Annotated in this window: 15 protein-coding genes; 8 read left to right on the plus strand and 7 right to left on the minus strand. The window is 32.0% G+C overall.

Features of this window, described 5'->3' with window-relative positions; translation table 11 throughout:
- Positions 1–873, plus strand: a complete 873-nt coding sequence (locus HB672_RS07075) for a DUF808 domain-containing protein (RefSeq protein WP_167609888.1) — start codon at positions 1–3, stop codon at positions 871–873.
- 17 nt (positions 874–890) lie between these two features.
- Positions 891–1505, plus strand: coding sequence for a hypothetical protein (locus tag HB672_RS07080; protein WP_167609891.1), 615 nt, complete (start codon positions 891–893; stop codon positions 1503–1505).
- Here HB672_RS07080 and lptB read toward each other — a convergent pair.
- From lptB to HB672_RS07100, 4 genes are all read right to left on the minus strand, one after another.
- Positions 1502–2245 carry an LPS export ABC transporter ATP-binding protein gene (lptB, locus tag HB672_RS07085; RefSeq protein WP_167609896.1) on the minus strand — a complete coding sequence of 248 codons (744 nt, stop codon included), beginning with the start codon at positions 2243–2245 and terminating at the stop codon, positions 1502–1504. The genes HB672_RS07080 and lptB overlap by 4 nt on opposite strands.
- 97 nt (positions 2246–2342) lie before the next feature.
- A complete protein-coding gene (locus HB672_RS07090; protein ID WP_167609899.1) occupies positions 2343–2699 on the minus strand; it encodes a carboxymuconolactone decarboxylase family protein in 357 nt (118 codons plus the stop codon).
- The gene (tatC, locus tag HB672_RS07095; protein WP_167609902.1) at positions 2683–3516 is read right to left on the minus strand and encodes a twin-arginine translocase subunit TatC; all 834 of its coding nucleotides are present in this window, start codon (positions 3514–3516) and stop codon (positions 2683–2685) included. The genes HB672_RS07090 and tatC overlap by 17 nt, the downstream gene beginning before the upstream one ends.
- Entirely contained in the window at positions 3516–4433 is a 918-nt protein-coding gene (locus HB672_RS07100) for a KpsF/GutQ family sugar-phosphate isomerase (RefSeq protein ID WP_167610332.1), read from the minus strand. The genes tatC and HB672_RS07100 overlap by 1 nt, the downstream gene beginning before the upstream one ends.
- A 253-nt stretch (positions 4434–4686) precedes the next feature.
- Between HB672_RS07100 and recQ the strand changes: the two genes are divergently transcribed.
- Entirely contained in the window at positions 4687–6888 is a 2202-nt protein-coding gene (gene recQ / locus HB672_RS07105; RefSeq protein WP_167609905.1) for a DNA helicase RecQ, read from the plus strand.
- On the opposite strand, the gene HB672_RS07110 is transcribed toward recQ, so the two are convergent.
- On the minus strand, positions 6885–7334 hold the full coding sequence (locus tag HB672_RS07110) for a hypothetical protein (protein WP_167609908.1): 450 nt from the start codon (positions 7332–7334) through the stop codon (positions 6885–6887). The genes recQ and HB672_RS07110 overlap by 4 nt on opposite strands.
- Positions 7335–7455: 121 nt before the next feature.
- Between HB672_RS07110 and HB672_RS07115 the strand changes: the two genes are divergently transcribed.
- The 4 genes from HB672_RS07115 (at position 7456) to HB672_RS07130 (ending at position 10007) form a co-directional block, all read left to right on the plus strand.
- Positions 7456–8388, plus strand: coding sequence for a peptidylprolyl isomerase (locus HB672_RS07115; RefSeq protein WP_167609911.1), 933 nt, complete (start codon positions 7456–7458; stop codon positions 8386–8388).
- Between the two features lie 145 nt (positions 8389–8533).
- Positions 8534–8893: a hypothetical protein gene (locus HB672_RS07120; protein WP_167609914.1), complete on the plus strand. Its 360-nt coding sequence runs from the start codon at positions 8534–8536 to the stop codon at positions 8891–8893.
- Positions 8894–9057: 164 nt separating this feature from the next.
- Complete coding sequence (locus HB672_RS07125; RefSeq protein WP_167609917.1) at positions 9058–9435, plus strand: hypothetical protein; 378 nt, start codon at positions 9058–9060, stop codon at positions 9433–9435.
- Positions 9436–9458: 23 nt separating this feature from the next.
- Positions 9459–10007: a YfiT family bacillithiol transferase gene (locus HB672_RS07130; RefSeq protein WP_167609920.1), complete on the plus strand. Its 549-nt coding sequence runs from the start codon at positions 9459–9461 to the stop codon at positions 10005–10007.
- Here the strand turns inward: HB672_RS07130 and HB672_RS07135 are convergent.
- Together HB672_RS07135 and HB672_RS07140 are read right to left on the minus strand one after the other, a co-directional pair.
- The gene (locus HB672_RS07135) at positions 9999–10451 is read right to left on the minus strand and encodes a GNAT family N-acetyltransferase (RefSeq protein ID WP_167609923.1); all 453 of its coding nucleotides are present in this window, start codon (positions 10449–10451) and stop codon (positions 9999–10001) included. The genes HB672_RS07130 and HB672_RS07135 overlap by 9 nt on opposite strands.
- An 18-nt stretch (positions 10452–10469) precedes the next feature.
- On the minus strand, positions 10470–11027 hold the full coding sequence (locus HB672_RS07140) for a thioredoxin family protein (protein ID WP_167609926.1): 558 nt from the start codon (positions 11025–11027) through the stop codon (positions 10470–10472).
- Between the two features lie 129 nt (positions 11028–11156).
- Between HB672_RS07140 and HB672_RS07145 the strand changes: the two genes are divergently transcribed.
- Positions 11157–11879, plus strand: a complete 723-nt coding sequence (locus tag HB672_RS07145; RefSeq protein WP_167609929.1) for a hypothetical protein — start codon at positions 11157–11159, stop codon at positions 11877–11879.
- Position 11880: the final 1 nt, after the last annotated feature.

Consider the following 11880-nt stretch of genomic DNA (forward strand, 5'->3'; position numbering starts at 1 on the left):
ATGGCATCAGGATTTTTTGCATTACTTGACGATATTTCAGTGCTTATGGATGACGTAGTAGCCATGAGTAAAATCAGTACTAAAAAAACAGCTGGAATTTTAGGGGATGATTTAGCAGTAAATGCTGAAAAAGCTTCTGGATTTGTGTCGTCTAGAGAATTGCCTGTGCTTTGGGCAATTACCAAAGGTTCTTTTTTAAATAAGCTAATTATACTCCCGATAGCATTTTTATTGAGTGCTTTTTTACCTTGGGCAGTAACTGTTATTTTGCTTTTAGGGGCAGTGTATTTAGCGTTTGAAGGAGCAGAAAAAATTTATGAATATTTTGTACCACATACTCACGAAAAGCATATTGTAAGAACGGATAATGTATCAAAAGATGCTATTCTAGAGACAGAAAAAAAGAAAATTAAATCGGCAATTATAACCGATTTTATCTTGTCTGTTGAAATTGTCATCATTGCTTTAGGAACTGTAATTAATGAACCATTATTAACTCAAATATTAGTAGTTACGGTAGTAGCTATCATTGCTACAGTTGGTGTGTATGGTATTGTGGCTCTAATTGTGAGGATGGATGATTTAGGTTTGCGATTAGTACAAATGAGTAATGGTAAAAAAAACTTTTTAAGATTTATTGGTAAGCTATTAGTTAATGCTTTACCATTAATTATTAAATCATTGTCCGTTATTGGTACCATTGCGCTATTGTTAGTAGCTGGTGGAATTTTTGTGCATAATATTGAGTACTTGCATCACTTTTTAGAAACTTGGCCTAGTGTTTTAAGAGATTTTGTTATTGGTTTAGGAGTTGGGATTTTGGCTCTTTTAGGGTTTAAGTTGGTTAAAGGGCTTTTTAAATTAGTGCGTTGAATGTTTAAAAAATAGAAATGAAGTTTAAAGTTGCTTTTGTGTTTATTTTAATCGTATTTGTATTCCAGAATTCGCATGGACAAAAGGCTGATGATTATTTTATTGTAACAATTGAAGATGAATATAAACCATCTTATCATGGTATAGCCACTTACTATTTTATTATACCAGTTGATTCAATTGATAGTGACTGGTATAAGTTTAAGATATTTCCTTTTTATAGTGATTGGGCAAGTAATGATAAATTAAAAAGATGTATAGATAATTTGCCAATAGCAATTTTTACAGCTACCACGCAATCTAATTATGATTACCCTAAATCTTATTTAGAAGAAATTGATAAATTAGAAAAATTAATCAAATCTGGAAGAAAGTTAGCTCAAAAAGTAATTAAGAAACATCCTAAAAATGAATCTAGGAAAATTAAAATATTTTTAACACCAATAAGTGGAAAATTCTGTAATTGTAAAGTGTTAAAAGGTAGTGTTTTAGATAAGAATTTTAATTATCTTTCAGAAATTTACCTCCCAGTTTCTAACTTCAAAATAAATAAAAGTTTGTGGCAAACCAAGGAAGGAAAATCAATACTTAAGGTGGATATAGAAAAGAAAGTATTTCCTAATATTATTTAGAATTCCAACTTCTTTTTACGAAGCTCAAAATTCTGACCTAAATACACTTTACGTACCATTTCATCAGCAGCCAATTCTTCAGGTTTTCCAGCTTTAAGGATGCTGCCTTCAAACATTAAATAAGTTCTATCGGTAATGGCAAGTGTTTCTTGTACGTTATGGTCGGTAATTAATATACCAATATTCTTTTTGGTAAGTTTAGCTACAATACGTTGTATGTCTTCAACAGCTACAGGGTCAACACCTGCAAAAGGTTCATCCAATAAAATAAAATTTGGATCTGTTGCTAGAGCACGTGCAATTTCGGTACGACGACGTTCACCACCAGACAATAAATCACCGCGACTTTTACGTATGTGTCCAAGTCCAAATTCTTCAATTAGTGATTCCATTTTATCATGTTGCTCTTTTTTAGACAACTTGGTAAGTTGTAATACACTTAAAATATTGTCCTCAATACTCAATTTTCGGAAAACTGAAGCTTCTTGTGCTAAATAACCAATACCATTTTGAGCACGTTTATACATTGGGTAGTTGGTAATTTCGGTAGAATCTAAAAAGATTTTTCCGCCGTTAGGCTTTATTAAACCAACAATCATGTAAAAACAAGTAGTTTTACCAGCTCCATTGGGTCCAAGTAGTCCAACAATTTCACCTTGATTGACTTCAAGTGAAACGTCTTTTACGACTTTTCGTCCGCTGTAGGACTTCATTAAATTATCGGCTCTTAGTTTCTTCATGGTTGCTAAAATAGTAAATTCAAAATGACTTACATTTTAGTTTATTAAAAGTTTAACGAGACAGCTCGCTTAAGAATAAAACGAATGTAAATGATTTTTATGTTGTTTCGGAATTTGTTTCGAGAGCATCCCAATATTCATATGCACGACGTAAATGCGGAATGACGATAGTGCCTCCAACCAAAGTAGCAATACTTAGGGCTTCCACAACTTCTTCTTTTTTTAACCCTTCTTTGAAACTACTTTCTAAATGATATTTCACACAATCATCACAACGTAAAACGGTTGATGCTACCAAGCCTAGTAATTCTTTGGTTTTAACATCTAAAGCACCTTCCTGAAAAGCATTGGTGTCAAGATTAAAAATACGTTTTATTATTTTGTTGTTATCAGCTAAAATCTTGTCATTCATTTTAGCACGATACTCATTAAATTCATTAACTGGATTTGACATGTTTCGCTTCTTTTTTCTTTTGATTTCTTATTACAACTTTAGATATGTAGATACTGACTTGATATAAAATGATAATTGGAATAGCTACAATAATTTGACTCGCAATATCTGGAGGCGTTATAATTGCAGATAAAATAAGTACAATCACTAACGCATATTTGCGGTATTTTTTTAAGAATTCTGGTGTTACTAAACCTATTTTAGTTAAAAAATAGATAATTATGGGTAACTCAAACACCAAACCAGATGCTAAAGCAGCAGAACGTACTAAGGCAATGTATGAGCCAATATCTATCTGGTTATCCACAATATCGGAGATACTATAATTTGCTAAGAAATTAATTGATAAAGGTGTTACAATATAATAGCCAAATAAAACACCTATAAAAAATAAAAAGGAACAAATAATAATAAAGCCTTTTGAGTGTTTTTGCTCATTTGGGTGCATTCCAGGGCTTATAAACTTCCATAATTGATAAATAACATAAGGGAATGCAATAATAAAACCAGCCAAAATAGAGGTCCAAATATCTGCCGAAAACTGTCCAGCCATTGTTCTGTTTTGAATCATCATTGGTAATTCTTCAGCACAAAAGGTGGTCTCAACATTTATAAACTGAGCCGCTTTGCATAATAGACGATAGGTTGGAAAACTCATCTCTGTAGGAGCGAAAATAATAAGCTTAAAAATTGAACGACTAAAAATAAAGGCTAGAGTTCCTACAATTATAATGGCGGAAGTAGCACGAATTAAATGCCATCTTAAATCTTCCAAGTGGTCTAAAAAAGACATTTCGTTTACATTTTTCTTAGCCATTATAGTATTCCTTCTTTAATGAGATCGTGTAAATGTACAATACCAGCATACTCACCATTTTCTTCAACCAATAACTGTGATATATCATTTGTTTCCATGAGCTCCATAGCGTCTACTGCCATTGCATGATTATCTATACATTTTGGGTTAGAACCCATAATGTCTTTTGCTGTAAGGTTAGAAAAGTTTTCAGTTTTACTAAGCATACGTCTTAAATCTCCATCTGTAATAATACCAATAACCTTATTATTTTCTACAACAGCAGTCACACCTAGCATTTTTTCAGATATTTCAATAATGACATCCTTGATTTTTGTGTCTTTAGTTACAACTGGTTTTTGATTTACCGAAGAAATATCGCTTACACGCAAGTATAGTTTTTTCCCTAATGCTCCTCCAGGATGGTATTTTGCAAAGTCTTTACTTGAAAATCCGCGTAATTCTAATAAGCAAACAGCCAATGCATCACCCATAACCAATTGCGCTGTAGTACTTGTTGTTGGTGCTAAATTATTAGGGCAAGCTTCTTTTTCTACAAAAGTATTTAAAACAAAATCGGCATTTTGACCTAAAAACGATTCTGTATTTCCAGTAATGGCAATCATTTTATTTGGACCATTTTTTATAAGAGGGACTAATACTTTAATTTCTGGAGTATTACCACTTTTTGAAATACAAACTACTACATCGTCTTCCAATATTAACCCAAGGTCGCCATGGATAGCATCTGCAGCATGCATAAAAACGGCTGGAGTTCCAGTAGAATTAAGTGTTGCAACAATTTTATTAGCGATAATAGCACTTTTACCAATTCCGGTGATAATAACTCTTCCTTTCGATTTATAAATAAGTTCTACCGATTTTGAAAAGTTGTCATCCAATAAATTAGAAAGATTTGCAATAGCATTACTTTCCATGTTTATAGTGTCTTTGGCAATCTTTAAAATAGATTTTGAAGTGTTCAAAATTTATATTTTTTGAGTTTGATGTATTTTAAAGATTTTACTATCTTTAAAAGTCATTTAAAATGTATTACTTTTAAGTAAATAAAATAATAGTACAAAAAAACGAAAAAAAATAATGAGAGTTCTCTAAATATGATAGAATTTACTATTTAGCAATTCTTTTTTTAAATTCGATTTAATAAAAAATAAAGAAACTGAGGGATTAATGAGTTTTGATGAAAACGATCTACACCAAGCCTTAAAAAAATATTTTGGGTTTGATAAATTTAAAGGACTCCAAGAAGAAGTAATAGAAAGCGTCGTAGCAGGTAACAATACTTTTGTTATTATGCCAACAGGTGGCGGAAAATCACTATGCTACCAACTTCCAGCATTAATGAAAGAAGGTACTGCTATTGTAGTATCTCCTTTAATTGCTTTAATGAAGAATCAGGTAGATGCCATTAGAGGTATTTCCAACGAAGAAGGTGTTGCGCACGTATTAAATTCTTCCTTAAATAAAACTGAAGTTAAATGTGTTAAGGCCGATATTGAAAATGGTATTACCAAACTTTTGTATGTAGCTCCAGAATCTTTGACCAAAGAAGAGCATGTTGAGTTTTTAAAAACTCAAACAATTTCTTTTATGGCTATCGATGAAGCACATTGTATAAGTGAGTGGGGACATGATTTTAGACCAGAATATCGAAACTTAAGGCACATTATTAAGCGTATTGGCGATAATATACCAATGGTAGGTTTAACCGCTACGGCTACTCCTAAAGTTCAAGAAGATATTTTAAAAAACTTAGGTATTACTGATGCAACAACTTTTAAAGCATCATTTAACAGACCAAACTTATTTTATGAAGTACGTCCAAAAACCAAATCAGTAGATGCTGATATCATTCGTTTTATTAAGCAAAACCAAGGGAAATCTGGAATTGTTTACTGTTTGAGTAGAAAGCGCGTAGAAGAATTAGCCCAGGTTTTGCAAGTTAATGGTATAAATGCTGTGCCATATCATGCAGGATTAGATGCAAAAACTAGAGTAAAACATCAAGATATGTTCTTAATGGAAGATGCCGATGTTGTTGTTGCAACTATTGCTTTTGGAATGGGAATCGATAAACCAGACGTACGTTTTGTAATTCATCATGATATTCCTAAAAGTATCGAGAGTTATTACCAAGAAACTGGTCGAGCAGGACGAGATGGAGGCGAAGGACATTGTTTGGCATACTACGCGTACAAGGATATTGAAAAACTTGAAAAGTTTATGTCTGGAAAACCTGTTGCAGAACAAGAAATTGGTCATGCATTATTGCAAGAAGTGGTCGCTTTTGCTGAAACTTCTGTGTCTAGACGTAAATTTATCTTACATTATTTTGGTGAAGAATTCGACAATGAAACTGGTGAAGGTGGTGATATGGATGATAATGTTAGAAATCCTAAAAAGAAAAGTGAAGCTAAAGATGAGGTTGCCACATTAATAGATATAGTTGCAAAAACCAATGAGACATATAAAAGTAAGGATTTAGTGAATGTGATTGTTGGAAAAGAGAATGCTTTAATAAAATCACATAAAACAGATTCTCAGCCATTTTTTGGAATTGGAAAAAACAATGATGGCAAATTTTGGATGGCATTGATACGTCAAGTATTGGTTGCTGGATATTTAAGAAAGGATATTGAAACTTATGGTGTTTTAAAGGTAACTGATTTAGGAAGGAAATTTTTGAGCAACCCAACCTCTTTTATGATGACAGAGGACCATGTTTTTGATGAAGGGGACGACACAGGGATTATTACTGCTGCAAAAGGAGGAGGTGCTTCAGTAGATGAAAAACTTATGTCAATGCTAAAGGATTTACGCAAGCGAAACGCTAAAAAAATTGGTGTCCCTCCATTTGTTATTTTTCAAGACCCTTCACTGGAGGATATGGCTCTTAAATATCCAATTTCAATGGAAGAACTGTCTAATGTTCATGGTGTTGGTGAAGGTAAAGCTAAAAAGTATGGAAGAGATTTTATCGATTTAATTTCTACTTATGTAGAAGAGAATGACATTATTAGGCCAGAAGATATGGTTGTTAAATCCACTGGTTCAAATTCTGCTTTAAAGCTATATATTATTCAGAATATAGATAGAAAATTACCGTTAGATGACATAGCATCAGCAAAAGGTATGCAAATGCAAGATTTTGTAAAGGAAATGGAAGCTATTGTCTATTCTGGGACGAAGCTTAATATTAATTATTGGTTAGATGATATTCTTGATGAAGATCAGCAAGAGGAAATACATGATTATTTTATGGAATCGGAAACCGATAAAATAGATGATGCTATTGAAGAGTTTGATGGCGATTATGATGATGAAGAATTACGCTTATATCGAATCAAGTTTATTAGTGAAGTCGCTAATTAACTTTCACTTTCAGCAGTTTTAAAGGTAACGTCTTGTCTTTTAGATATTACACGTAGACTTTGAATTTTAGATTTATTAAGTTTTTCAATTTGTTTTTTTTCAATATCAAAGTCTATAGCTGTGATAAAACTGTTTGGAACTTCGCCAAAATCAGAATTTAATTCATCCATATTAGACTTTAGTGTCATTTCGAAATTCTTGCATTTAATAATAATTTCTGCACCTTTAAATGTTTTAACCTTAAACTTTCCAACAATAACAGCTCTAAAATAGTAATACCCTGCAAGTTCATTCATTCCTGCAAACATGATGTTATTATTAGAAACGGCAAATGGCTTATCCTCAATGGGTGCCATTAGTTTCTCTAAATATTCTGCATCTTGAGATTCATTGCTTGCATTATTTTTATTAAAGGCAGTTCGTATATTATTTAAAGAAAACTTCATTGGTTCTAATTTTTCACAAACATAATAAAGAAATTATGAAATGATTAACTCAAAAACTCCAAATTCATAATTCATAAATCATAAATCCTTGTATCTTTGCACTTTCTTAAAAATTAGAACAATGCAAGACGGTTTATACGCAAAATTTAATACAAGTAAAGGCGAAATATTAGTCGCTTTAGAATACAAAAAAACTCCAGGAACGGTTGGGAATTTTGTTGCTTTAGCTGAAGGGGATTTAGAAAACTCAGTAAAGCCTCAAGGAACACCTTATTACGATGGATTAAAATTTCATAGAGTCATTCCAGATTTTATGATTCAAGGAGGTTGTCCACTTGGAAGCGGAACAGGAAACCCAGGATATCAATTTGATGACGAGATTCATCCAGGTCTTAAACACGATGCTCCAGGAGTGTTGTCTATGGCAAATGCTGGCCCTGGAACAAATGGAAGTCAATTCTTTATCACTCATATTGAAACTGCTTGGTTAGATGGAAAGCATACAGTTTTTGGTAAAGTAACTAAAGGTCAAGATGTTGTTGATGCTATTGCACAAGGAGACGCTATAGATAGTTTAGAGATTGTAAGAATTGGTGCAGATGCAGAGGCTTACAATGCTGTAGAAGCGTTTAGAACTTTTGAAGGCTCTAGAGAGAAAAGATTAGCTGAAGCGAAAGCTAAAGCCGAAGCTGAAATGGAAAAATTGGCAGCAGGATTTAGTAAAACAGATAGCGGATTACGTTATCAAGTATTACAAGAAGGTACTGGTGATAAAGCTGAAAAAGGCAAAACAGTATCTGTACACTATAAAGGTCAACTAAGTGATGGAACTGTGTTTGATTCGTCATACAAACGTAATCAACCCATAGATTTTGTTTTAGGTGTTGGTCAAGTAATTCCAGGTTGGGATGAAGGGATTCAATTGCTTAAAGTTGGTGATAAGGCACGTTTTGTAATACCTAGCGATTTAGCGTATGGTAGTGCAGGAGCAGGTGGTGTAATTCCTCCAGATGCCACATTGATTTTCGATGTTGAATTAATGAATGTAAAATAATAGAAAATTATTCTTATTAAAAAAAGCTGCCTTTGGCAGCTTTTTTTTGTTTTTGGATTTAACATAAGCAAAAAAACTAATCGTATAGATACTTTTGTTTTTAAAACCTCGTTTAGTAATTTTATAGCAATTAATCCTAAGAACAATGAACCTCAAAAAATATTTACTAACAGTAAGTATAATGCTCCTTTCTACCATTGGAGTATTTGCTCAAGAAGAAGGGCTTATTTCATCCATAGATGACTTCTCAATAGATAACATTGAGTTTAATAGAAATGGTATAAAAATATTAGCTTTTGATAATACGCTAGCCATAGAGTTTAGAGATGCAGTTTCTAGTTTAAGGTATGAGATTATTAATAGAAAAGGAGATATATTAATAAGTAAGAAAGAGGATACAGCAAAAAAAACGTTAATTAATATAGCGAAACTTAAAAAAGGCACTTACTATGTTAGAGTTTTTTCTGATGAGGTAAAAGACTTTTTAAAGTTTGTTAAAACATAAATAACTGCACTACTTTTTAAAATAGTTGAAGAATAAAAAAGCTGCCATTTGGCGGTTTTTTTTGTATTTACCTTTTTTTTATGGATTAAAACTGACCACTCATCTCTAATTTTTGTGATTTAAATCGTTGTTATTTAAGTTCATAGCAGTTAATCCAAAGAACTATGAAACCAAAAACCCTCGCATTGGCCCTATGGCTTGTGCTATTTTCGACCTTTGCAATTAATGCTCAAGAGAGTAGTGAAATTGCATCCTTAGAAGGAGTTAATGAAACTACTTCAACTTCAAGAATTAAGTATAACCCAAGTGGCGTAAATTTAGAAATTGTCGATGACAAGTTATTACTGTATTTTAAAAATAGAATGTCTAATTTAAGATGTGAAGTCATTAATAAAAAAGGCGAATTGCTATTAGTTACTAGAGCCAAAAGCTCACAGTATTCGACATTAGATATCTCTGGTTTAAAAAGTGGAACATACTTTGTAAGAGTTAGATTCTATGATGGTACTTTAAAAGAATTTTTAAAATTTTCTAAAAAGTAAAATTACCAGCGTACATTTGTTAAATGTCTAAGCAAGTACTCGAACAGTTAAAATACCCTATTGGGCAATTTAAATGCCCTGAGATAATAACATCATATCATTTAAAGAGTTGGATTGATGTTTTAGAACAATTTCCTTCCAAGTTAAAGGATTTAGTAAAGCATCTAGATGATGAGCAATTAGATAGAGCCTATCGTCCGGGAGGTTGGACGGTGAGACAAGTTGTACATCATGTTTCCGATAGTCATCACCATAGTTATATACGTTTTAAATGGGCTCTAACCGAAGATAAACCAATCATTAAATATTACTACGAACAACTTTGGGCAGAATTACCAGATGCTAAATATGCGCCAATACAAATGTCATTAGATCATTTAGCAGCTATACATTATAAATTAGTGTATTTGTTGAAAAGCTTGAGTGAAGATGATTTAAACAAAAGTTTTATTCACCCAGAACATAATGAAGAAGTTATTTTAAAAAAGAATATTGGTATTTACGCATGGCATTGTAATCATCATTATGCACATATAGAGAATTTACTAAAAAGAAAAGACTGGCTAAGTTAATAGTTTTTCAAAGCAAACACTGTTTTCAATGCCTTTGTACTGAGCATAATTTGAAATAACTCTATAGCCTGCTTTTTTGTAAAGCGAAATAGCTTTAGGCTGTTTTTTGCCAGTTTCGAGAATACAGCGTTTATAGCCTAATTGAGCTGCCCAGTTTTCTAATTCGTCTAGAATTTTTGTTGCAATACCTTTTCCTCTTGATTCTGGTAATGTGTACATTCGTTTTATTTCAACTGTAGAGGCATCATATCCTTTTATAGCACCACAAGCCACAGGAATATTGTCTTGATAGGCGACTACAGCGTACTTTATTGTTTCAATACCGTTAAATTGATGGTAAAACCCATGTTCTTCACCATCAGATATCGCGAGGTCTTTATCAAGCAGCGTTACTAACTCTATGAAACCGATGTTTTTAGAATCTGTTCTTTTAAGTTGAATCATATAGCTTTTAAAAAAAAATTATTCTTTCCATTTAATATTGCAACCAATACTAGGTTTTTGGGGCTTTGTGTTTTCTGTATGGTTTAATAGGCACTCTAAGGCATGTCGTAAATCGTTTCCAGTAACTGGAATACTGTTTCCGGGTCTCGAATCGTCTAATTGTCCTCTATATACAAGCTGTAAATCATCATCAAACACATAAATGTCTGGTGTGCAAGCCGCATCATAAGCCTTGGCAACTTCTTGATTTTCATCATACAAATAGAGGAAAGGGTAGTTGTTTTCTTTAGCATGAATCTTCATTCTTTCAGGAGAATCTTGAGGGTAATTAACAACATCATTACTCGAAATAGCTATAAAATTAATACCTAAATCCATATAATGTTTTGAAATGGCAACCAAAGCTTCGTTTACATGAATTACAAAAGGGCAATGATTACAAATAAACATGACGACTGTGCCTTTATTGCCTTTAAGTTCGTTTAAGCTTTTGTTTATTCCTGATGTAACATCAGGAAGTACAAAATTTGGCGCTTTTGTTTCTAAAGCAAGCATATTTGATGGAGTTCTAGCCATAATTTAATTTTGGTATTTACCAAAAGTAAAGAAACAATGAAACTTAACATAATTGTAATTAAAAATTTAATTCGTAAACGAATTAGTTATATATTTAGCTACAATTAATGGAGCTAAATTGTTACTGTTATGAAGAAGTATATTGGCGTAATTAGGGTTGCATGTCTTGTAATCCCTTTTTTTGTTTTTGGACAGAAACAAGATGATAAGAAGGATATTTATGCTCTATTTGATAATGTTGTAGGTCTTGATAATACTAGCATTTACAACGGAAATGAATATAGAGAAGAGTTTAGAACGCTAGATAATAATTACCCTTACTTTGACTCACCAGATTTTATAACGGGAACTATTGAGTACAATGGTGAATTGTACTTTAATATTAGTATAAAGTATAATCTCTATAATCAGGAGATTATTGCTAAGCTGAAAAGTAAAAACGCTTCAGAAACTGTTATTAAACTTTATAATAGTAGAATAGGAAGTTTTGTAATTAATAATCGAAAATTTGTAAATATATCTCCAAACAACAGCGGTATAAATGGGTTCTTTGAAGAAGTTTTTATTGATGCTCAACACAAACTTTTAATAAAGCACAAAAAATTTAAAAAAGACTTATATAAGAATGAGCAAATGTATGTAGAGTATGTTACTGCCAAAAAAGAGTTTCTAGTCTTAAAAAACAACACATATAATACATTAGATTCTAAAAAAGATATTACTAATGTATTCCCCGATTCTAAACAAAAAATAAATCAATTTTATAGAGATTATAGGTCGCTTAGAAAGGCAGATTATAGTCAATTTTTAATAAAACTACTGCAAGAACTTAAACTCGCTAGACTAAAATAGC

Origin of the sequence: Gaetbulibacter sp. S0825 (assembly GCF_011777505.1) — a bacterium.
Taxonomy (GTDB): Bacteria; Bacteroidota; Bacteroidia; order Flavobacteriales; family Flavobacteriaceae; genus Pontimicrobium.

Bases quoted from the DNA above. Each gene is read 5' to 3' on its own strand.
- HB672_RS07135 (WP_167609923.1), bottom strand. From the start codon at position 10,451: ATGATTCAACTTAAAAGAACAGATTCTAAAAACATCGGTTTCATAGAG.
- HB672_RS07090 (WP_167609899.1), bottom strand. From the start codon at position 2,699: ATGTCAAATCCAGTTAATGAATTTAATGAGTATCGTGCTAAAATGAAT.
- HB672_RS07115 (WP_167609911.1), top strand. From the start codon at position 7,456: ATGCAAGACGGTTTATACGCAAAATTTAATACAAGTAAAGGCGAAATA.
- HB672_RS07075 (WP_167609888.1), top strand. From the start codon at position 1: ATGGCATCAGGATTTTTTGCATTACTTGACGATATTTCAGTGCTTATG.
- HB672_RS07140 (WP_167609926.1), bottom strand. From the start codon at position 11,027: ATGGCTAGAACTCCATCAAATATGCTTGCTTTAGAAACAAAAGCGCCA.
- HB672_RS07130 (WP_167609920.1), top strand. From the start codon at position 9,459: ATGTCTAAGCAAGTACTCGAACAGTTAAAATACCCTATTGGGCAATTT.
- HB672_RS07100 (WP_167610332.1), bottom strand. From the start codon at position 4,433: ATGGAAAGTAATGCTATTGCAAATCTTTCTAATTTATTGGATGACAAC.
- HB672_RS07110 (WP_167609908.1), bottom strand. From the start codon at position 7,334: ATGAAGTTTTCTTTAAATAATATACGAACTGCCTTTAATAAAAATAAT.
- HB672_RS07120 (WP_167609914.1), top strand. From the start codon at position 8,534: ATGAACCTCAAAAAATATTTACTAACAGTAAGTATAATGCTCCTTTCT.
- tatC (WP_167609902.1), bottom strand. From the start codon at position 3,516: ATGGCTAAGAAAAATGTAAACGAAATGTCTTTTTTAGACCACTTGGAA.
- HB672_RS07080 (WP_167609891.1), top strand. From the start codon at position 891: ATGAAGTTTAAAGTTGCTTTTGTGTTTATTTTAATCGTATTTGTATTC.
- lptB (WP_167609896.1), bottom strand. From the start codon at position 2,245: ATGAAGAAACTAAGAGCCGATAATTTAATGAAGTCCTACAGCGGACGA.
- HB672_RS07145 (WP_167609929.1), top strand. From the start codon at position 11,157: ATGAAGAAGTATATTGGCGTAATTAGGGTTGCATGTCTTGTAATCCCT.
- HB672_RS07125 (WP_167609917.1), top strand. From the start codon at position 9,058: ATGAAACCAAAAACCCTCGCATTGGCCCTATGGCTTGTGCTATTTTCG.
- recQ (WP_167609905.1), top strand. From the start codon at position 4,687: ATGAGTTTTGATGAAAACGATCTACACCAAGCCTTAAAAAAATATTTT.